Below are 20,610 nucleotides of genomic sequence, written 5' to 3'. Positions count from 1 at the left end.
GTTTCCAGCGTGCAATGCCATGAAGGTCCTTGAAGCGAACTTCGACGGGCGTGCACCAGCCAAGCGTCTTGCGATGCTGGGTGTTGCTCTCCCCGGCGATGTGATCGAGTTCGCGTTTGGAGTGCGCGCTCGGGGCGGGCGCAATGCCGATGGCCCAGCCGATTGGTCCCCGCGCGCATCCGGCCGCTGTGCGCTTACCCCACGGTGGCACGCTACAACGGCAAGGGGTCGATCGAGGACGCCACGAACTTCAGTTGCCACTGAGACCGCAGCGGTCTGTCACGGCGCGATGCCGGCCTTCGCCGCGACGTCGCGCCAGCGCGCGATGTCCCGCTGCACCATCGCCAGCATGTCGGCCGGAGCGCGGGGCGCGGCCTCGCTCCCCAGTCCCGCCAGAGTGTTCTGGAACTCGGGGTCGGCCAGGGCCTTGCGCGTCTCCGCATTCAGGCGCTGCACCACCGCCTCGGGTGTCCCCGCAGGTGCCGCCAGTCCCAGCCATGAGCGCACCTCGAAACCCGGCAGCGTCGCGGCCACCGTCGGCACCCCGGGCGCGCCCGGCCAGGGCTGCGCACTGGTCACGCCCAGCGCGCGCAGGCGGCCCGACTTGATGTGCGGCGCGGCCACCGTCAGCGTGTCCGCCAGCACATCCACATCGCCGCCGATCACGGCCTGCACCGGCGCGCCGCCACCGCGGTAGGGAATGTGCAGCAGCCGCACGCCGGCGGTCGAGGCCAGCAGCTCGCCGACCATGTGCTGGGTCGAGCCGATGCCCACCGAGGTGAAGGTCACCTTGCCCGGCTCCTTGCGCGCGATGTCCAGCAGATCGGCCAGCGTGCGCGCCGGATGCTCGGCCCGCACCGCGACCACGAACGGGAAGGACGACACGGTCGAGACGAACGCGAAATCCTTGACGGGGTCGTAGGGCAGGTTCTTGGCGATGGCAGCCGACACGGTGTGCGCGCCGGTCAGCAGCACCAGCGTGTACCCATCGGGCTTGGCCTTGGCCACGTAGCCGCTGGCGATGGCACCGCCGGCGCCGCTTTTGATCTCGACCACCACCGGTTGGCCCAGCGCGCCGGCCAGCTTCTGCGCGACGAGGCGGGCCACCACATCCGCATTGCCGCCGGCACCGAATCCGTGGATGAGTTGGATGGGCTGTGAGGGGTAGGGCGATTGGGCCAGGGCCGGGCCGGCCCACAGCGCCGCCATGGTGGCGGCGCCTCCCAGCAACATGTCTCGACGCAGTGGCGCCATCCTTGTCTCCTTGTTCATGGAATGCGGGGCCGTGGTGTCAGCGACCAGCCGGGGTGAACTGCTTGGAAAAGCCCGACCACACCGCGTCGTAGTCCACCTGCAGGTGGCTGGCATGCAGCGCCTGCGCCGTGGGCCGGAACACGTGCCGGCTCTCGAACATGAAGGCCAGCGTGTCCTCGATGCGGTGCGGCGCCAACGTGGCCGCGCTGGCCTTCTCGAAGGTCGCCGCGTCGGGCCCGTGCGGCAGCATGCAGTTGTGTAGGCTGATGCCGCCGGGCACGAAGCCCTCGGCCTTGGCGTCGTACACGCCGCGCACCAGGCCCATCAGCTCGCTCATCACGTTGCGGTGGAACCAGGGCGGGCGGAAGGTGTCCTCGGCCACCAGCCAGCGCGGCGGGAAGATCACGAAGTCGCAGTTGGCCACGCCGGGCGTGTCGGTGCCCGAGGTCAGAACGGTGTAGATCGACGGGTCGGGGTGGTCGAAGCTGATGGTGCCGATGGCCATGAAGCGTGCCAGGTCGTACTTGTAGGGCACCAGGTTGCCGTGCCAGGCCACGACGTCGAGCGGCGAATGCGGCTGGCCGCCTTCCCACAGATGGCCCATGAACTTGTTGACCACGCGCACCGGGCCCGCGTCGACCTCGAACGCGGCCACCGGCGCCAGGAAGTCGCGCGCATTGGCCAGGCCGTTGGAGCCGATCGGCCCCAGCTCGGGCAGGCGGAAGGGTGCGCCGTAGTTCTCGCAGACGTAGCCGCGCGCCTCTGCCTCGCGCAGCTCCACCCGAAAGCGCATGCCGCGCGGCACCAGCGCCACCTCGCCGGGGGCCAGCTCCAGCAAGCCGAGCTCGGTGTGCAGCAGCAGAGCGCCCGACTGCGGCAGGATCAGCAGCTCGCCGTCGGAGTCCATGAAGTAGCGCTTGTGCATCGAGCGGTTGGCGCGGTAGACATGGGTGGCGCAGCCGGTCTGGCCGTGCACGTCGCCATTGCCGGCGATGGTCACCATGCCGTCCACGAAATCGGTGGGCTCCGTCGGCATCGGCCAGGGGTCCCAGCGCAGGCGGTTGGCCGGCGTTTCCACCTCGTCGAAGGGCGCACTGCGCCACTGGCGGTCGTCGATGCGCTGGAAAGCCTCGTGCATCGCGCTGGGCTGGATGCGGTACAGCCAGGTGCGCCGGTTCTGGTCCCGCGGGGCCGTGAAGGCCGCGCCCGACAGCAGCTCGGCGTACAGGCCCAGCGGCGCCTGCTGCGGCGAGTTGCGGCCGATGGGCAAGGCGCCGGGCCGGGCCTCGCTCGTGAACTGGTTGCCGAAGCCGCTCTGGTAAGCGACCGCGGACGGCTTGGACGTCGACTCCATCTTCATCTCCTTGATCTTGTGGCTGGCTCAGTCCTGCCATTGCGGCGTGAAGAACTCCGCCGGCACCAGGATGCGCGACTCCTGGCTTTGCAGCAGCGGCAGCATCTTCGCCACATAGGCCTTGAAGCCCGGATCGGCCATGAGCGCGTGGCGCCGCGCGGTGCGCTCGTTCATGTCCTCGTAGGCCCACAGGTGCACGATCTGGCTCAGCGGCCCGGTCTCGCTGCGGTAGTAGCCGACCATGCGGCCCAGGATCTTCTTCTGGATGGCCAGGCCCTCGGCCTCGTACAGCGCCAGGTAGGCGCGCCACTGGCCGGGGTGGCAGGTGTAGGTTCTTTGCTCGACGATCATGTGCGGTCTCCTGGGATCAAACAGCGGCGGGCAGCAGCGTGCCGCGGCACGCACCGAAGCCGATGGCCACATGGCCTCGGGCTTCGCAGCGGCCCGTCAGAGTCAGTTCGTCGCCATCGGCCAGGAACAGCCGCTGCTCGCCGCCCGGCAGCGTCAGCGCGCGCGCGCCACCGGCCGTGATCTCCAGCAGGCTCCCGAGTGCGTCGAGATCGGCACCGGAGACCGTGCCCGAGCCCAGCAGGTCGCCGGTGTCGAGCCAGCTGCCGTTGCTGGTGTGGTGCGCCAGCATCTGCGCGATGCTCCAGTACAGCAGGTCGGCATTCGAGCGCGACAGCCGCAGCGCCGGCAGCCCCTGGGCGGCCATCCGCGCCGAGCGCAGGTGCGCGTCCAGCGCGATGCGCACACCGCCGTGGCGCTGGTCCACCGCGTCGTGCAGGTAGGGCAGCGGCGCCGGGTCGTCCTCGGCGCGCGGCGCCACCGCGGTGCGAAACGGTGCCAGTGCCTCGGCCGTCACGACCCAGGGCGACACCGTGGTGGCAAAGCTCTTGGCCAGGAACGGGCCCAGCGGCTGGTACTCCCAGGCCTGGATGTCGCGGGCCGACCAGTCGTTGAGCAGCGTGACGCCGAACACGTGGTCCCAGGCGTCGCCCACCGCGATGGGCCGGGCCTGCGTGGACGGCGCGCCGACGTAGATGCCCAGCTCCACCTCGTAGTCCAGCCGCTGCGCGGGCGCGAAGCGTGGCGCGGCGTCCTGCGGGCCCTTCAGTTGGCCGTGCGGGCGCTGCACCGGCGCGCCGCTGACGCGCACGCTGTTGGCGCGGCCGTTGTAGGCGACGGGCACGTGCTTGTAGTTGGGCAGCAGCGGCATGTCGGGGCGGAACAGCCGGCCGGCGTTGGTCGCGTGGTGGATGGAGGCGAAGAAGTCGGTGAAGCCGCCGACCTGCACGGGCATCACGAGTTCCACTCTGTTGATGGCGTACAGCGCCGCACCGAGCCGGTCGCGGTCGGCGGTGTGCGCGGCGGACAGCCGTTGCGACAGTCCTGCGCGCAGGGCCGATGCCGCCGCCGGCCCCAGGGCCATGAGTGCGTTGAGCCGTGACGCGCGGCACGCCAGCACCGCCTGCGCGGCCGGCCCGTCGAACAGCTCGGCGCAGGCCCCCACGTCGAGGATGCGGTCGCCGATGCCGACACCGCAGCGCGCTTCGCCACCGGCAGGCCGGAACACTGCGAACGGCAGGTTCTGGATCGGGAAATCGGTTTCCGGCGCCTGGGCTGAAGGCACCCAGCTTTGCAAGGACGGATCGTGTGTGGCATTCAGGCGATGGCTCACAGGCTGTGCCCCCCATCGATGACCACGCGCGTGCCGGTGGCCGTGCGCAGATGCGTCACGCAGGCCAGCACCGACAGTGCCACGTCCTCGGGCGTGACGACGCGGCCCAGCGGCGTGGCCGCGGCCTTCTTCTCCAGCTCGGCGCGGTTGCGGCCGGCGACGAAGTCGGTGTCCACCGCCGCCGGCGACACGCTCAGAAAGCGCACCTGCGGGCCGAAGGCGCGCGCCAGCGCGACCGACATGGTGTCCAGCGCCGCCTTGGCCGCGCAGTAGGCGATGTTGCTGCCCAGCGCGGTGAAGGCCGAGACCGAGGACACGCTGACCACCGTGGCCTGGCCCGAGGCGCGCAGCAGCGGCAGAAGTGCGCGGATGATGGAGAACGGCCCGCCCGCGTTGGCGCGCAGGATTTCGTCGAACAGCGCAGGCGTCAGCGTGTCGATGTCCGTGTGCGCGATGCGCTGCGTGAAGCCAGCCGAGTTCACGAGCACGTCGACGGCGCCATGCTCGGCCCGCAGCGTCTCGGCCAGCGCCTGGTGCGCCTGGCCGTCGGTCAGCGGGATGTGCAGCGCGCGGTGGCCGCTGCCGGGCAGCTCGGCGCGCAGCGCCTCGGCCCGTTCCGCGCCCTGGTTGAAGCCGATGACGACCCGGGCGCCCGAGGCGGCCAGCAGCCGCACGCAGGCCGCGCCGATGCCGCTGCTGCCGCCGGTGACGACGGCCAGCTTGCCGGCCAGCGGCAGCGTGGCGTTGGGAGGTGTGGTGTTCATGGTGGAGAGCTTTGCGGTGGAAGGCGGTGTCAGGCGTAGCGCACCAGCACGGACTTGGTCTCTAAGAAGGATTCGAACGATTCCTCGCCGAGGTCGCGTCCGTAGCCCGAGGCGCGGCGGCCGCCTTCGGGCAGGCCGGGCCAGGGCATGGGTTCGGTGTTGACCGCCACCTTGCCCGAGCGGATGCGCGGCACCACGGCGTGCATGGTTTGCAGGCTGCGCGTCCACAGGCAGGCCGACAGGCCGTAAGGCGTGTCGTTGGCCATGGCCACCGCGTGGTCCACGTCGTCGAACGGCGTCACCGTGATCACCGGGCCGAACAGTTCCTCGCGCACGATGGCGGCTTCCTGGTCGGCCACGGCCACCACGCTGGGGCGCACGTAGTAGCCTGGTGCGTCGACGCGCGGCGCGGCGGTCAGCAGCTCGGCACCGGAGCGCTGGGCGGCGTCCAGATGCTGCAGCACATGGCGCTGCTGGCGCGCGTTGACGAGCGGGCCGAGCTGGGTGTCGGGCGACAGGCCCGCGCCCAGGCGCATGCCGTCGGCATGCCGCGCGAGCCGGTCGACCGTCTCGTCGTGGATGCGCTTGTCCACGTACAGCCGCGAACCGGCCACGCAGACCTGGCCCGAGTTCAGGAAGATGCTGCCGGCGATGCCGGGAATGGCCTGGTCCAGGTCGGCATCGGCGAACAGGATCTGCGGCGACTTGCCGCCCAGCTCCAGCGTGGCTCGGGTCACGTTGCGCGCTGCCGCCAGCGCCACCTGCGTGCCGGTGGCGGTGGAGCCCGTGAAGGTGATCTTGTCCAGCCCCGAGTGCGCGGCCAGTGCCGCGCCGGCGGCGCTGCCCACGCCCGTGACCACGTTCACCACGCCGGCCGGAAAGCCGGCCTCCTGGATCAGGCCGGCCAGGTGCAGCACGCTCAGCGATGCCTCTTCGGACGGCTTGAGCACGATGGTGCAACCGGCCGCCAGCGCGGGCGCCAGCTTCCAGATGGACATCATGAGCGGCACGTTCCACGGAATGATGGCGCCGACCACGCCCAGCGGCTCGCGCTGCGTGTAGCCGAAGAAGGCCGAGTCCGGGATCGGCACGCCCACCTGCACCGTGCGGCCGGTGGCGCGGCCCGCCAGGCCGGCCATGTAGCGCAGCGTGTCGATGGCACCGCCCACGTTAAGGTCGCGCGCCATCCAGATCGGCATGCCGACGTCGACCACTTCCAGCTCGGCCAGCAGTTGGCGGTCGCGCTCGATCAGCTCGGCCAGCCGGCGCAGCAGGGCTTCGCGCTGCGCGCCGTGCAGACGCGGCCACGGGCCGCTTTCGAAGGCGCTGCGGGCGGCACGCATGGCCGCGTCGATCTCGGCGGCGCCGCCGGCCGCGATGCGCGCGACCTCGGCCGTGCTGCTCGGGTCGATGACGGGCAGGCTGTCTGCCACCGGCACCCACTCGCCGCCGATGAAGACGCGGGCCGGCTGCTCCAGCACCGCGCGGGTGGCCAGCGCGAGCCGGCCCAGATCGTTCACCAGCATGTTCATGCTCCTTGCGATTGGATGAAGTGGGCGGCCCGCTCGGCCACCATGATGGTGCCGGCGTTGGTGTTGCCGCGCGGGATGGCGGGCATGACCGAGACATCGGCCACGCGCAGGCCCTGCAGGCCGTGCACGCGCAGCTGCGGGTCGACCACGGCCTCGCGGTCGATGCCCATCTTGCAGGTGCCGCCGGGGTGGTAGACGGTCTTGACGAAGTGGCGCACGCGCGCGTCGATGGTGGCGTCGTCGTCGCCCGCCAGTTCGGGCACGGGCTCGATCTCCTCGCTGACCAGCGCGGCCAGCGAAGGCGCGCGCAGGATGCGGCGTGCCAGGCGCACGCCTTCGCGCAGCACGCGCACGTCGTCCTCGTCGGCCAGCGCACCGGCGTCCAGCCAGGGCAGGTCCAGCGGGTCCTTGCTGCGCAGGCGCAGTTCGCCGCGCGACTTGGGCGCCAGCTGGCAGGGGTTCAGCGTGATGCCGTGCACCATGGGCGGCTCGCGGCCCACATCGCCGACCAGCACCGGCAGCACGTGGAACTGCACGTCGGCGCGGCCATCGCCGTCCAGGTCGAAGAAGCCGCCGGACTCGACGACGTTGGACGTCATCAGCCCGCTCTTGAACAGCACCCACTGCGCGCCGTGGCGCAGCGCCGACAGGCCCTTGTCCTGGCCGAACAGGCTGATCGGCTCGCGCGTCTTGCCGTAGACGGGCACCTCCAGGTGGTCCTGGTAGTTGCGGCCGACGCCAGGCAGGTCGCGCACCACCGGGATGCCCAGCGCCTGCGCCTGCGCGCCCGGCCCCACGCCGGACTGCAGCAGCAGCTTGGCGCTGCCCAGGCCGCCCGCGCACAGCACCACCTCGCGCCGCGCACCGAAGCGCACCGTGGCGTGCGAACCCGTGCTCTCCACGCATTCGATGCCGGTGGCGCGCGTGCCTTCGAACAGCACGCGGGCGGCCGTCAGGTCGGTGCGCACCTCCAGGTTCGGCCGCGACTTGGCCGGCCGCAGGTAGAAGCGCGAGGTGTTGCCGCGCTCGCCCTCGGCCGCGGTGATCTGGTAGAAGCCGGCGCCCAGCTGCGAGGCGCCGTTGAAGTCGTGGTTGAACGGCAGCCCCACCTCCTGCGCGGAGCGCACGAAGGCCGCGTTGAGCGGATGCCGGTAGGGCGTGTCCATGACCTTGAGCGGCCCCTGCGCGCCGTGGAAGGTGTCGGACAGCCGTGCGTTGCCTTCGGACTTGCGGAACCAGGGCAGCACGTCGTCGTAGCCCCAGCCGTCGCAGCCGGCGTCGCGCCAGCCGTAGTAGTCCTGGCGGTCGCCGCGGATGTAGATCATGCCGTTCATGGAGCCGCTGCCGCCCAGCGTGCGGCCCTGCGGCACGTGGGGCTTGCGGCCGCCCAGGCCGCGCTGCGGCTCCGACTGGTAGTCCCACATGCGCTGGGTGCCGAACACGCGGCTGAAACCGGCCGGCATGCGGATGAAGATGCTGTTGTCGTGCGGGCCGGCTTCGATCAGCAGCACGCGCTGGGCCGGGTCGGCAGACAGCCGGTTCGCCAGCACGCAGCCAGCAGAGCCGCCGCCCACCACGATGTAGTCATAGTCTTGCGAGGTGTTCACGGGAGAGTCTCTTCGTTGTGGTGGACCAGGTGGTCGGGGCGGACGCGGCCGCGTTCGATGGCGAAGCGCAGGTCGCACAGGCCTTGCAGGTTGGCGCCCTCGGAGTCGGTGACGACGATGGTCGGGCCCTGCCGGCGTAGCGCGCGCAGCACGGTGGCCAGGCGCTCGACCAGGGCCGGCGCCACGCCCTCGAAAGGCTCGTCCAGCAGCAGCAGGCGCTGGCCCTGGCAGATGGCGCGGGCCAGCGCGGCCAGCTTCTGCTGCCCGCCGGACAGTTGGTTGCCGCGGCGCTGGATCAGCGGCACCAGCTCGGGGATCATCTGCAGCACGCCGTCGATGCGGCGCGTGCGCTCGGCCGGGGCCAGGCGCGCCACCTCCAGCGGCAGTTCGATGTTGGCGCGCACCGTCAGTTCGGGCACCAGGCGCCGGTCCTCCGGCATGTAGCCGATGCCCAGCTGCACGCGCTGGCGTGTCGGCCAGGCGGTCACGTCGTGGCCGTCCAGCAGCACCTGCCCCGACGAGGCCGGCAGCGCGCCGACCAGGGTGCGCATCAGCGTGGTCTTGCCGGCGCCGTTGTGGCCGACGACACCGATCACTGCGCCGGGCGTGGCTTGCAGGTCCACCTGTTCGAGGATGGAGACGGGGCCGACGGCCACGCTGAGTTGGCGGGTTTCGATCATGCGGCACCTGCCTGGCTGCGGACCGGTGCCGCTTGGTTTGGTTTGCCACGCAGCACGGCGGTGGCGACCACGGCGTCCTGCATGACCTGCTCGGGCGTGCCGTCGGCGATCATCACGCCGTCGCGGAACGCGAGGATGCGCGTGACATAGCGGCGCACCACGTCCATGTCGTGCTCGACGAACAACACGGTCACGCCGCCGGCGCGGATGGCGTCGAACACCACCTCCATGAGCGGCATCTTCTCGGCCGACGAGACACCGCTGGTGGGCTCGTCGAGCAGCAGCAGCCGGGGCTTGAGCGCCAGCGCCATGGCGATGTCGATCAGCTTGCGCTGCCCCTGCGGTACCAGGCTCACCGTGCGCTCGGCGATGTCCAGCAGGCCGAAGCGCTGCAGCACCGCGGTGGCCTCGGCGTCGCTGGCCGGCGCATGAAGGGGGCGCAGCAGGCCCGCGGCACTGCCTTGGGCCAGTGCCAGCGCAAACAGGATGTGCTCGCGCACCGTCATGTCGGGGAACAGCTGCGGCACCTGGAACGAACGCGCCATGCCGTGTGCCACCAGCTGGCGCGGTGTGCGGCCCACGGTGCTGCGGCCCTGCAGCGCGATGCTGCCGCTGGTGGGGCGCAGGTAGCCCGTCACCATGTTCAGGAAGGTGGTCTTGCCGGCGCCGTTGGTGCCGATGAGGCCGACCACTTCGCCGGCATCGATGCGCACGCTGACCTTGTTGACGGCGACCACGGCGCCGAAGCGCACCGTGAGGTCGCGCGTTTCCAGCAACGGTGTCGTCGTCATGCGCTGGCCTTCCGGTTGGTCTTGAGGATGCTCGACAGCCCGCTCGGGAAGCGCACGATGAGCAGCAGCAGCGTGCCGCCCAGCACGAACTTCCAGTACTGCGGCGCGTACTCGAAGGCCAGCGCGTGCACCGCTTCCAGCACGAAGGCCGCGGCCAGCGAACCCCAGATGCCGCCGGCGCCCGCCAGGATGGCGATGAACACGAACTCGCCCGAGGTCATCCAGAAGCCCATGCCCGGGTCGACCTGGCCGACCAGGATCGCCACCAGCGCGCCGGCGCCGCCCGCGAAGGCGCCCGACAGCGTGTACTCGGTGTGGATCAACCGGCGCGGCGAGTAGCCCAGGTACTCCACACGCACCTCGTTCTGGCGGATGGCCGGGCCGATGTTGCCCATGGATGTGGCCAGGTAGCGCGACACGCCCCAGGCCGCCAGCAGCGTGACGGTTGCCGTCAGCAGGTAGACCGACTGGATGGCGCCCAGGCCCGCCGTCTGCGCGCCGAAGAACGAGGCGCGGGTGACGGAGAAGCCGTCGGTCGAACCCAGGCTCTGTGACTTCAGCAGCACGCCGTACAGGATCATCGACAGCGCCATCGACAGCATGGCGAAGAAGATGCCGCGGTAGCGCCGCATCAGGAAGCCCGCAGCGAAGGCGACAAAGGCCGACACCAGCGTGGCCAGCGCGAGCAGCAGGAACGTGTCTTTGATGCCCAGCCAGGCCGTGCCCAGGCCCGCAGCGTAGCCGCCCAGACAGTAGTACAGCGCATGGCCGAACGGCACCAGGCCGGCGCGCAGCAACAGCAGCAGGCCCAGGGCGACCAGGCCCTTGGCCAGCGCCACGGCGGTCAGGCTCAGCAGCCAGCTGGGCATGGCGAAGGCGCACAGGGCCAGCACGGCCAGGAACACCAGCAGCGCGGCGTCGGATCGACGGAGCGTGTTCATATCTTCCTCAACGCAGCTTGCGGGAACAGCCCCTCGGGCCGGATGGCCAGCACCAGCGCCATCACCGCGTAGACGATGAACACTTCGGCAAAGGGGAACAGGTGGATGGTGGTGGCGCGTGCGAGGCCCACCACCAGCGCGCCGACGGCGGCGCCGGGGATGCTGCCCATGCCGCCGATCACGATGACCGCGAAGGTCACCACGATCACCTCGGCGCCCAGGCCGGGGGCGACCTGGATCATGGGCGCCGTGAGCGCGCCGCCCAGCGCCGCGAGCACGGCGCCCAGCACGAAGGTGGCCAGGTACAGGCGCTCCACGTGGATGCCCATCGCGGCCGCCATCTCCGGGTCGCGGATGATGGCCGTGAGGCAGCGCCCGGTGCGCGTGCGCTGCAGCAGCCACCACAGCGACAGGCCGACCGCGATGGCGGCGGCCAGCAGCACGAACTCGTAGTTGTTGAAGCGCAGGCCGTTGATCTCGGAGCTGCCCAACAGGCCGTAGGGCGCGCTGGCCGATTGGGCCGAGGTGCCCCAGACGAACTGGATCACGTCGTCCAGCACCAGCAGCAGCGCATAGGTGGCCAGCGCCAGCGAGACCTCGTCGCGCCCGCGCAGACGCTGCAGCACGCCCTTCTCCAGCAGCAGCCCGGTGGCGACGCCGGCCACTACCGCGGCGGCCAGCTGGATCGCGAAGGCCTCGAACGAGGGCGGCCGGTCCGCGAACCAGTAGCCCATGGCACTGGCGGCCACGTAGGCGCCGATGGCGTACAGGTTGCCGTGCGCGATGTTGAGGACCTTCATGACGCCGAAGACCAGCGTCAACCCGGCCGCCACGAGGAACAGCCAGGCGCCGTAGATCAGCCCGTCGATGAGGATGGTGACGAGGGTCGTCATGGGTGGTGCGGAGCTGCGGCGATCACTTGGACGCGACGACGCCGTCGCACTTGCGCCCGGCCATGCCGTCCTTGAGCCAGGCCTCGCTCTTCACGCCCTCGGGCGGGTTCACGCATTCCGCGGGGAAGCGCACCACGTTGCGCACCGAGACGGTCTTCTTCTCGGTGTCGAAAAAGGCCTCGCCCACCGCCATGTCCTGGATCGCCTGGTGGCCGTTGCCCAGTGCGAGCCGGATGGTGCCGCTCGGGGTCACGATGCTGCGGCCCTTGAGCGCCTTGATCACGGCCGGTGTGGCCGTGCTGCCGGCCTTGGCGGCGCTGTCGTAGGCCGCCTTCAGGGCCAGCAGCGAGTTGGTGTATTGGTAGGCGGTGTAGACCGGCGTGTCCTTGAAGCGGCCGCGGTAGGCGGTGATGAACCAGTCGTTCAGCGGCGAGGCTGGCGCGAACAGCCCATTGGTGCCGCGGGCGGTGAACACCACGCCGTCCGGCAGTTGCGTGCCCATGCGGTACATGGACAGTTCCAGCAGCGGCGCGTAGATCTTGGACTGCTCGTGCAGGCCGCGCGGGCGCATCTGCGTGAAGAAGGCCTCCAGGTCGGCGCCGGCCATCGAGGTGTGCAGGATGTCCGGCCGCTTGGAGGCCAGCGCCGAGATCTCGGCCGAGTATTGGCCGGCACCGGGCGTGGGCCACTGCTCGGCCACCACGGTGATGCCGGGCGTGAGCGCCTTCAGCGCGGCGCTGAAGTCACGCCAGGCATCCTGGCCCAGCGCGTAGTTCGGGTTGATGTGGCCGACCGTCTTGGCCTGCGGCATGCGGGCCTGCGCATAGAGCGCCAGGGCCACGCTGTCCATGGTGGTGGTGCCGGTGGTGCGGAACACGTACTCGTACTTGCCGTCTTCGAAGATGCGCGGTGTGGCGCAGGTCGACATCACGGTCAGCACCTTCAGTTCCTCGGCCACGGGCGCGACGGCCAGGCAGGTGGCGGCGGAGCCGAAGCCCATCACCACGTCGGCGCCCTGGCGTTCCACCAGGCCGCGGAACTCGGCCACCTGCTTGGCGTTGCCGCCGTTCTCGTCCAGGAAGACCAGTTCGATCTCACGGCCGCCGAAACCCTTGCCGGTGTTGTAGGGCGCGGGCAGCTCGCCCTTGTTGATGGCCTCGGCCAGCATGCGCGCGGCGTTCTGCCCGGGGCCGTTGACGACCGACAGCGGCCCGGTCAGCGGCGTGACGACGGCGATGCGGACCTTGCCGGCGGGTTGTGCATGGGCGGTGCCGAACAGGCACAGCGCGCCCAGCGCTGCGGCGATCCAGCGGTTGCGACGTGGAAGCTTCATGGCGTTGTCTCCTGGTGATTGGACTGATGGCGGGGCGTGGCCCCGGTCAACGCACGAAGATGTCCATCTATCGGAGTCCTGCGTGCGCCTTCGCCAGGATTCTTTTCTAATCACCGGAAACGAACCATACGAATGTCCGATAAATGAACACGAAAACAAGCTCCGATGCAGGCTCGCTGAAGCGCGGCGTGGTGCTGCTCAAGTTGCTGGCGACGGCAGGGCGCAAGGGCCTGGCCCTGACGGAGCTGGCGACCAAGGCGCAGCTGCCCCATCCCTCCGCGCACCGCGTGCTGGGCCAGCTGGTGGCCGAGAAGCTGGCCGTGCACAGCGCCGAGACGCGGCGCTACCGGCTGGGGCCGCTGGCGTTCGAGCTCGGCGTGGCGGGCTCGACCATGCACGACATCCGCGACCTGTGCGACGGCGCCATGAGCGAGCTGGCACGCGAGACGGGCGACACCGTCTACCTCGTGGTGCGCAGCGGCTTCGACGCGGTCTGCATGCACCGCCGCGAAGGCGAATTCCCGATCCGCGCGCTGGTGCTGGAGGTGGGCAGCCGGCGGCCGCTGGGCGTGGGCGCCGGTGGCCTGGCGATCCTGGCCGCCATTCCGGAAGAAGAGCGTGCGGAGATCATCGAGCGCGTGGCGCCCAGTCTGCCGGCGTTCGGCAAGCTGACGGCGCAGGACCTGGCGGAGGCGTGCCTGTCATCGCGCGAGGAAGGCGCGGCGGTGATCCAGAACCGCGTGAGCCTGGGCGTGCGGGCCGTGGGCGTGGCATTCCACGATTCGATGGGCCAGGCGGTCGGAGCGCTGAGCGTGGCGGCGCTCACGCAGCGCATCAACCAGCGCAGGACGCAGCAGATCGCGGGGTTGCTGCGCAAGGCCACGCAGGAGGTCGAGGTGCTGATGCGCAAGCGCACCCGCGTCTGAGCGCCGCCACCTCAGCGCATGCGCTGCACCGCCTGGACCCAGCCCTCGAAGGCCAGCATCTGCGCGGTCACGAAGCCGCGGGTGGTCTCGTCCACGCAGGCGCCCGCAGCGTCGAACTTGGCACCGCTGCCGCCGATGAACACCTCGGGCTTGGCCAGCACCATGGCGTTGACGAACAGCAGAATCTTGCGCAGCTCGTACTGGACCCGCGATCCGCCCAGCGGGCCGGGCGATGCGGAGAGGATGGCGACGGGCTTGTGCGCGAATGGCTGGTCCTCGCCGCGGCTCAGCCAGTCGAGCGTGTTCTTGAACATGCCCGGCACCGAGAAGTTGTACTCCGGCGTGGCGATGACCACGCCGTCGCAGCGGCGGATGCGGTCGCGCAGCGCCTGGACGCCCGGCGGGAAGCCTGAGACCAGCACATCCGCGTCGAAGGGCGGCACCTCGCGCCACTCGACGACGTCCAGCTGCATCGATGCAGGCATGCTCGCCTTTGCCAGCTCAAGCGCCATGCGGTTCAAGGAAGCGCGGCGCAGGCTGCCGCAAAGTCCGACGATGTCCAGCTTCTTCATTCGGTTATTCCAACGTGGCGTTGCGTGCTGCCGCTATCAAGCGGGACGGGCGAAAGTGGTTCAAGCAGCTGCAAGTCTAGGTGCACCCGCAGGTGCATTCGTGAGGTTGTCCGATAGACGGAAACCAGTGCGTCCGTCGCATGCGTCGCGTCGCCCCTTTGCATTACCTGTGACCAGCAACCGGTTGACATCACTGAGCCGCGCCGCATGCGTGAGCAGGCATGTCATATCGCGCACCGGGCGTGTGTCCAGCGTATTGCGTGATAGGGCGATCATCTCGGACGCCTTGCCGGGGCGTCACGAGCCTGTCATCGCGGCAAGCCCTGGCTACGCGCGCCGCTGGTGGTGGCGGGGGCCCAATCTAGCGCACGCCAGTGAGTGATGGCGTCCCGGCGCTTTGACACGCCGGCGGCCGGGCCGATGGTCAGATGGTCAGGCGCATCACGCGGAACAGGTGTGCCTGGCCGGCTAGGTGCTGTCCATCTCCAAGCTCACCTTCACGCCCGTGGCCCCGAGCCAGCGGACCACTGGTGATGTTGGCGCCGATCGAGTACTTCCGCGACGTGGCCAAGGTTGGCATAAAGACCGACCTGCTGCAGGCCGCCGAGCCGCTCAACAACACTTCGTCGGCCCTGTGGGGCGTGGACCGATATCTAGGTTAAGGACCTAGTGGATAGCGATGGGCGGACATACTAAGCTTGACACCATTGATTCACACAATAAAGGGTATGTTTAATTTCCCAGACAGATTCTGGCCCTTCTCACCACGCTTGCGGCTAGCGTCGATTTGTCTTGCGTCCAATTTGACATTCTTGGTTCGCGGACTAGTCTACCGCTGACCTATGCGAAAACTCGTCTTCCTCGTCGTGTTCATGACCGGTGTTGGCCTCGGCTGGCTGTCAGCCCGACACGACGCCACCGGCCTGCAAATCGGCATGATGGCGGTTGGCGCATTGTTTGGTGCCGCCATTGGCGGTGGCCTGTGTCAGATTGGCTTGCGCCGTCCGTGGCAACGACCCATTCCCACCGAAGAGGAGATGCATCCCATCCCCCGAATGGGAATGTCCGGCCGAGACATGGCTGCCAACTACTGGCGCGACAAGGGACATCCCCCGTTCATGAAACCCCCGCGGCCAGAGTACGGCCTCCACATGTTCGACGCGGACAAGCGCGGCTGATCCTCACTTCTTGAAGGCATCCTGGACTGCTTGCTTGGCGTCCTCGATCACCGGCGTGACGTCCTGCTGGACTTGGTCCATGGATCGCTTGATCAGCGAGCGGTTCGATACCAGCGTGCCTTCCGGGGTCTGCGTCGTCTGCATCTGCTCGCCGGCCTGCGTTCGATTCTCCTCCACGGCGCTTCGGATCCGCGCGCCCTCGTCCTGCACCTCGCCGCGCAACGCGGACGGCAGTCCCCCGCTAGCGGTGGACGGCTGCGAACCACCCGAGCGCCGGACCTGAGCCACGTTGGCGTCGTGCTGTCGCGACGGGTCCAGCGACAGCATTTGACGTTGGACATGTCGTTGGTGTGTCTCGACCGGCTCGGTGAAGCTGGTCGGTAGGGCCGTGCCGTCGGAGAACCTGCGCTGCGGTTTCAGGGCCTGCCTGGCCAGTTCGGACGCCATCAGCACCTGAGCCGACGCGCTGCTGCCGCCGTACTGTTCTGCGTAGCGGCTGAACATCCGCAAATTGTGCGGATCCTGCGCAATGTCGATCGCAATCGTTTCGCCGCGTTCGTAGGCGGTCGAGACGCGTTCAGCGTAGGCCGTGCGCTCCGCCAGGCTGGTGTCGGCGCGCTCGGACCGGGCGGCGGACGTGGACAGCCGCGCGGAAAGCTCCTGCGCTTCGCGCGCATCCTGTGTCATGACCTGTACGAAGCTGCTGTCGCGCGCCACCCGGTCGCCGAACTGACGGAACGCGGCGATCTGCTCGCTGCTCATGGACGCCAGTGCGCGTTGCTCCTCGGACGACAGGCCGGCGTTGTAATTTTTGTCCACGTTCGCATTGCCATGCGCACCACCGAACGGCGTGCTAAGCCCAAGGCTGCCTGAAGCACCCAGGGCGATGCGTGCGACCTGCGTCTGCGACAGCCCCGTCGTCTCGGCGATGCTGCGGCTCATCTGGTCCAGCTGGTTCAACGACTCCCCCAACTGCTCGTAGCTCGACGACGTAGCCCCGCTGCTCCGGCGCGAGGCCTGCAGCTTCGCCACCCCCTTGCTGAACACATCCGCCAGCACCGTCGAGCGCTCTTGGCTGGCCGCTACGGCGTCGCTGCGCGCCGCATCCACCTGCCGGCTGGCATCCTGCACATCCTGCTCCGACACGCGCATCGACACCACGCGCGAGGCGAAGCCCTGGTTGCGCAGCAGGCTGACGGCGGTGACCCCGCTCAGCGCGCTGGCCGAGAACTGGTTGCCGCTGAGGTCGTGCTGCCAGCTGCCCATGAAGGCCGAGCTGCGGTTCGGTGCCAGCTGCAGCTGGTCCATGGACACATTGCCGAGGCTTTGATTGCCCACGGCCGACGAGGAGGTCGACCCCGACAACGCCCCCTGCAGCCCGGACAACCCACCCACCAGCGCAGTCCCGAAGTTCTCCATGCGCTTGAGCGCGGCCCAGGCGATGAACGGGATGCTGATCGCCAGGTAGCCGACCACGGCCTCGCCGGACACGGCGCGCTGGTAGACGACCGAGGCTGTCTGCAGCGCCAGCCCGCGCGCGCCGGCGCCCAGGTCGGCCGCCGCCGCGAGGTCATAGGCCGCATAGATCGACGCCATGTAGTTCAGGATCGCGTACAGCGGTGGCCACAGCTGGATCCAGATCAGGATCGCCAGGTAGCCCTTGAAGGCCATCAGCGTGTCGCGCCCGCTGGTCAACAGCAGCAACAGCACGAACAGCGGGAACAGCGCATAGGTGACGGCCTCGACCACGTTGCGGAACACGGGCAGGGCCTGCTCGGCCACCTTGCCGTAGTTCAGCCAGGACGCGTTCATCTGCGCGATGGCCTGGGCGCGGCCGACCGCCAGCACCATGGACGCCGGGTCGTTGGTCTTCTGGCCGATCAGCCGGCCTGTGTCCTCCAGTGCGTTCAGCATGGCGTTCTGGCGCACGAGGTCGGCGGCGGTCGCCGAGGCGTCGGCGATGCCGTTCTTGAGGTAGGCCTGCTGCACCTGGCCGGCGATCACGGCCGCAGCCGCCGCGGTGGGCAAAGTCGGGTTCAGCTGGAAGGCCAGCCTGCCCTCGAGCCGCGTCAGTTGGGCCGGCAGCCGGCCGTTCAGATGTTGGTACACGTCCGGGCAGGTGGCCACGCCCACACCGCCGCCTGCGCCGGCCACGGTGCTGAAACGCGCCGGGTTCGGCGACCCCATCAGCGCCCAGACATCCGTCGACGCCGAGAACACCGCCGGGTCCAGCGTGCCATCGATCAGGTCGTAGCTGGTGCAGTTGTGGATGAAGTTCACCAGGTCGGTCCGGAAGCCCGGGTCGGGGAATACCAACTGGCCGCTTGTGCGCAGCAGCCGATTGCCGAACATCAGCCCATTGCGCTGGTAAGCCAGCTCGGCCGGCAGCGCGCCCGCGCCCGGGATCACCTGGAACGCGGTCTCGAACAGCCCCGTCAGCGTGTGGCCGATGGTGCTGGTCAGGCCACCCAGCACGGCCACGCCGAAGGGGACGTTGTCGACCACCTTGACGGCCGAGCCACCGGTCTTGTCCACGACGCCGACCGTTACCTTGGGCACGATCAGCAGGCCGAACACCAGCACCACCGTGCCCAGCCATTTCCAGCCCTGCAGCTTCTCGGGCGCAAAGGCGTAGGCGACCAGCGCCGCGCAGAAGCCGCTGAAGCCCACGGCTGCCAGCGCGGCCGCGTAGTCGCTGGAGCCGTGGATGGCCGCCGCGGCATTGAACACGCCGAACAGGCTGTCGGCGTTCTGGTAGGCGTAGATCTCCCACACGGTGGCTTCCTCGCTGCCCGAGCGGTCCCGCTCCGCCTACCGCCCCTGGTACGCGGCCTGCTGCCCCAGCATGTCCATCACATGCTGCGGCATGCTGGAGCGCAGCTGGCGCTCCAGCTGTTCCAGGTGGCTGGCGACCGCCCGGAAGGAACCGACCTTCTGGTACAGCAGGCCCTTCTCCTGGGACAGCTGCAGCAGCAGGGCCTGGGCGCGCTGGCGGATCTGCGCGGCCTGCTCGCGCTGGCCCTGCTGCAGCGTGTAGTCCTTGGCCAGGGCCGCCAGCCCGACGCGCAGGTGGCGTTCGAGGAACACATAGGCGTAGTCGGCCGCGATCACGTCGCGGTACTGGGCGATCAGGCTGTCGGCCAGGCCGGATCCCGGGATGCTGGTGCCGATGGACAGCATGCGGTAGACCGGCTCGGCCGTCATGTTCACGAAGCCGACCTCGGCCGAGTTGTTGGGGATCGCGGTGCGCGTGGCGATCTTGTCCGCGATCGAGCGCATCAGGGTCTCCACGCGGGCCGTGAACGGCACATGGGCGTAGGTCTGGTCCAGCGTCACAGCCATGCAGTCGGCCGGGTCTGGGCAGCGCAGCAGGTGCTGGATGACCTGGTTGCCGGTGCCGGCCGCCTGGCCGTACAACAGCTGGCTGATCGAGGTCAGCGTCGGTGCGATCGGCTCGGGGTCGCGGCCGGACTCCTCGGGATGGAACACCACGGTGCCGACCATGCTCATGATCAGCTCGCGCTCGGCGTCGGTCAGCGTGGAGCCGGCATGCTGCAGCGCTTTCCAGGTCAAATTGCCCACGAAGGGTGCCTTGTTGCGCACGTTCGCATCCCCCGAGGACCGTGCCGACGCCAGCACGCCGGGCCGGCCCGTCGAACAACGCCGGCGCGCCGCGTCGCGGTCGCTTTCCAGGCCCATCTCGATGGCCAGGTCGGCGCAGCTCTCCTGGCTGCTGTAGCCGGCTGCCTCGGCGGCCGTGCTGACCAGGGCCTTGGCCGTCTCGCAGGAGTTCATGCGCGCGTTGTTGATCCAGGTCTCCAGGCCCTTGGCCCACTTCGTCAGCCCGCCCAGCAGCGGCGAGACCGCCTCCAGGGCCAACTGGAACGCGATGCCGGGCAGGGCCGCCGTGATGTTGCGCAACATGTTCTTGAACTCGTCCGCCGAGATGTGGCTGAAGCTGCCGCCGAACACGTCGATGCCGCCGCAGCCGGCGCGCGCGCTCGGGAACTGCACGGCCGCCAGCTGGTAAACCTTGTTCGGCGAGCGCATCATCAGGTTGCCGCCGGTGTAGGTGTTGAAGGTCTGGCCGCGGAAGGCACCCGGTGCCGTGTAGTTGCCGATCGCGCCGAGCTGATCGAACATGGCGTTGACCTCGCGGTTCAGGTCGGCGCGGCCGGGGCCGGGCAGGGCGAGCACCGCCGCGCAGACGGCGGCCAGCAGCCGGCGCCGCTGGGTCGGGCGAAGATGGGAACGAAGCGAGGCCATGGGATCTCCTAAGGCAACGTGAGCCGCCGCGTCGTGCCCGGCAGCATGGCCTGGGTCCGCGGCAACGCCACGATCGCGAGGCGCTCCAGCAGCTGGGACTCGGACAGCACGCCGAAACCGATCGGCGTGACGGTGGCACTGGCCGGATGGGCCAGGTACAGGGCCGGCACCTGCGTCACCTGCAGCGCGGCGGCGATGCCGTTGTCCGGGCGCGCGTCCGGGAAGCCCGGCAGCGGCCCGCCGTCCAGCGCGATGGCCACGACCTGCAGCCCATGGCGCGTCGCGAAGCCCTGCAGGATGGGCGCGAACGCATGGCAGTACGGGCAGTCCGCGCGGTAGAAGAAGAACAGCGCGTTCTCGCGGCCCAGGCCGGCGACCGTGGCGGCGCGTTCGGCCTGCTGCTGGCGCTCAAACACCTCCAGCGCCGTGGCATTGACGGGCCGGCCGTGCAGCGTCGGGTCCAGTGCCGGCGTAGCCCAGGCCACGCGCTGCGCGACGTCGGCGAAGTACGAGGCCCGGCCGACGACCTGCATCTCCAGCTCCATGTAGCGCCGCACGTTCGCCTCGGTCGGCCGCATGATGGCGATGTTCCGGGTCTGCTCGACCGCCTTCTGCAGCTGTTCGAAGGCGGCCAGCTCGGGCGGCCGCAGGGGAACGACGGCGGGAGAAGTAGCCACAGGCCGTTCGGCCTCCGGCTCCGGCGCGTGCTCCTCGTAGAAGTGCCAGCCGCGCCAGCGGTCGGCCCAGTAGGCCGGGGCCAGCGGCTCGGCCAGCCCGGCCGACACCAGGCCCAGCCACAGCAGCGAAGAGATTCGCATCGATCGACGCATGGCCATCC

19 protein-coding genes are annotated in these 20,610 nt (G+C 69.6%); 3 read left to right on the top strand and 16 right to left on the bottom strand.

From position 1 onward, the window contains the following. Positions 1 to 279: 279 nt before the first annotated feature. From ASF43_RS06020 to ASF43_RS05965, 12 genes are read right to left on the bottom strand one after another with little or no spacing between them, the layout of a single operon-like run. A complete protein-coding gene (locus tag ASF43_RS06020) occupies positions 280 to 1,254 on the bottom strand; it encodes a tripartite tricarboxylate transporter substrate binding protein (RefSeq protein WP_056177657.1) in 975 nt (324 codons plus the stop codon). 37 nt (positions 1,255 to 1,291) lie between these two features. After that, positions 1,292 to 2,608, bottom strand: coding sequence for a homogentisate 1,2-dioxygenase (gene hmgA / locus ASF43_RS06015; RefSeq protein WP_369803231.1), 1,317 nt, complete (start codon positions 2,606 to 2,608; stop codon positions 1,292 to 1,294). A gap of 27 nt (positions 2,609 to 2,635) precedes the next feature. After that, positions 2,636 to 2,959 (bottom strand): NIPSNAP family protein, encoded by a 324-nt coding sequence (locus tag ASF43_RS06010; RefSeq protein ID WP_056177653.1) that lies wholly within the window; start codon positions 2,957 to 2,959, stop codon positions 2,636 to 2,638. Between the two features lie 16 nt (positions 2,960 to 2,975). After that, positions 2,976 to 4,253, bottom strand: coding sequence for a fumarylacetoacetase (fahA, locus tag ASF43_RS06005; protein WP_369803229.1), 1,278 nt, complete (start codon positions 4,251 to 4,253; stop codon positions 2,976 to 2,978). 32 nt (positions 4,254 to 4,285) lie between these two features. After that, positions 4,286 to 5,053: an SDR family NAD(P)-dependent oxidoreductase gene (locus ASF43_RS06000; protein ID WP_056177648.1), complete on the bottom strand. Its 768-nt coding sequence runs from the start codon at positions 5,051 to 5,053 to the stop codon at positions 4,286 to 4,288. 29 nt (positions 5,054 to 5,082) lie between these two features. Then, a complete protein-coding gene (locus tag ASF43_RS05995) occupies positions 5,083 to 6,579 on the bottom strand; it encodes an aldehyde dehydrogenase (protein ID WP_200932433.1) in 1,497 nt (498 codons plus the stop codon). Positions 6,580 to 6,581: 2 nt separating this feature from the next. Then, positions 6,582 to 8,192, bottom strand: coding sequence for a GMC family oxidoreductase (locus tag ASF43_RS05990; protein ID WP_056177644.1), 1,611 nt, complete (start codon positions 8,190 to 8,192; stop codon positions 6,582 to 6,584). Then, positions 8,189 to 8,872, bottom strand: a complete 684-nt coding sequence (locus tag ASF43_RS05985) for an ABC transporter ATP-binding protein (RefSeq protein ID WP_056177642.1) — start codon at positions 8,870 to 8,872, stop codon at positions 8,189 to 8,191. The genes ASF43_RS05990 and ASF43_RS05985 overlap by 4 nt, the downstream gene beginning before the upstream one ends. After that, positions 8,869 to 9,663, bottom strand: a complete 795-nt coding sequence (locus tag ASF43_RS05980; protein ID WP_056177640.1) for an ABC transporter ATP-binding protein — start codon at positions 9,661 to 9,663, stop codon at positions 8,869 to 8,871. Before ASF43_RS05980 ends, ASF43_RS05985 begins: the two co-directional genes overlap by 4 nt. Next, positions 9,660 to 10,604, bottom strand: a complete 945-nt coding sequence (locus ASF43_RS05975) for a branched-chain amino acid ABC transporter permease (protein WP_056177638.1) — start codon at positions 10,602 to 10,604, stop codon at positions 9,660 to 9,662. Before ASF43_RS05975 ends, ASF43_RS05980 begins: the two co-directional genes overlap by 4 nt. Further along, complete coding sequence (locus ASF43_RS05970; protein ID WP_056177636.1) at positions 10,601 to 11,497, bottom strand: branched-chain amino acid ABC transporter permease; 897 nt, start codon at positions 11,495 to 11,497, stop codon at positions 10,601 to 10,603. The genes ASF43_RS05975 and ASF43_RS05970 overlap by 4 nt, the downstream gene beginning before the upstream one ends. 22 nt (positions 11,498 to 11,519) lie before the next feature. Continuing rightward, positions 11,520 to 12,830, bottom strand: a complete 1,311-nt coding sequence (locus ASF43_RS05965; protein ID WP_056177634.1) for an ABC transporter substrate-binding protein — start codon at positions 12,828 to 12,830, stop codon at positions 11,520 to 11,522. A gap of 143 nt (positions 12,831 to 12,973) precedes the next feature. Here ASF43_RS05965 and ASF43_RS05960 point away from each other — a divergent pair, with 143 nt between their 5' ends. Further along, positions 12,974 to 13,756 (top strand): IclR family transcriptional regulator, encoded by a 783-nt coding sequence (locus ASF43_RS05960; RefSeq protein WP_056177631.1) that lies wholly within the window; start codon positions 12,974 to 12,976, stop codon positions 13,754 to 13,756. 11 nt (positions 13,757 to 13,767) lie between these two features. On the opposite strand, the gene ASF43_RS05955 is transcribed toward ASF43_RS05960, so the two are convergent. Further along, positions 13,768 to 14,328 (bottom strand): NADPH-dependent FMN reductase, encoded by a 561-nt coding sequence (locus tag ASF43_RS05955; protein ID WP_056177629.1) that lies wholly within the window; start codon positions 14,326 to 14,328, stop codon positions 13,768 to 13,770. Between the two features lie 533 nt (positions 14,329 to 14,861). On the opposite strand from ASF43_RS05955, the gene ASF43_RS32010 reads away from it, so the two are divergent. Together ASF43_RS32010 and ASF43_RS05950 are read left to right on the top strand one after the other, a co-directional pair. Then, on the top strand, positions 14,862 to 14,990 hold the full coding sequence (locus tag ASF43_RS32010; RefSeq protein WP_255358088.1) for a hypothetical protein: 129 nt from the start codon (positions 14,862 to 14,864) through the stop codon (positions 14,988 to 14,990). A gap of 180 nt (positions 14,991 to 15,170) precedes the next feature. After that, complete coding sequence (locus ASF43_RS05950; RefSeq protein ID WP_056177627.1) at positions 15,171 to 15,506, top strand: hypothetical protein; 336 nt, start codon at positions 15,171 to 15,173, stop codon at positions 15,504 to 15,506. Positions 15,507 to 15,509: 3 nt separating this feature from the next. Here the strand turns inward: ASF43_RS05950 and ASF43_RS05945 are convergent, their stop codons facing one another. From ASF43_RS05945 to traF, 3 genes are read right to left on the bottom strand one after another with little or no spacing between them, the layout of a single operon-like run. Further along, positions 15,510 to 18,281 (bottom strand): conjugal transfer protein TraG N-terminal domain-containing protein, encoded by a 2,772-nt coding sequence (locus tag ASF43_RS05945; RefSeq protein ID WP_056177625.1) that lies wholly within the window; start codon positions 18,279 to 18,281, stop codon positions 15,510 to 15,512. Positions 18,282 to 18,317: 36 nt separating this feature from the next. Further along, on the bottom strand, positions 18,318 to 19,772 hold the full coding sequence (locus ASF43_RS05940; protein WP_056177623.1) for a conjugal transfer protein TraH: 1,455 nt from the start codon (positions 19,770 to 19,772) through the stop codon (positions 18,318 to 18,320). A gap of 8 nt (positions 19,773 to 19,780) precedes the next feature. Beyond that, positions 19,781 to 20,590 carry a conjugal transfer protein TraF gene (gene traF / locus ASF43_RS05935; RefSeq protein ID WP_235578137.1) on the bottom strand — a complete coding sequence of 270 codons (810 nt, stop codon included), beginning with the start codon at positions 20,588 to 20,590 and terminating at the stop codon, positions 19,781 to 19,783. Positions 20,591 to 20,610 lie beyond the last annotated feature (20 nt).

This window comes from Pseudorhodoferax sp. Leaf267 (assembly GCF_001422405.1).
Lineage (GTDB): Bacteria > Pseudomonadota > Gammaproteobacteria > Burkholderiales > Burkholderiaceae_C > Pseudorhodoferax.
The sequence above is the reverse complement of the archived record's forward strand: the minus strand, read 5'-3'. Positions and strand labels throughout refer to the sequence as shown.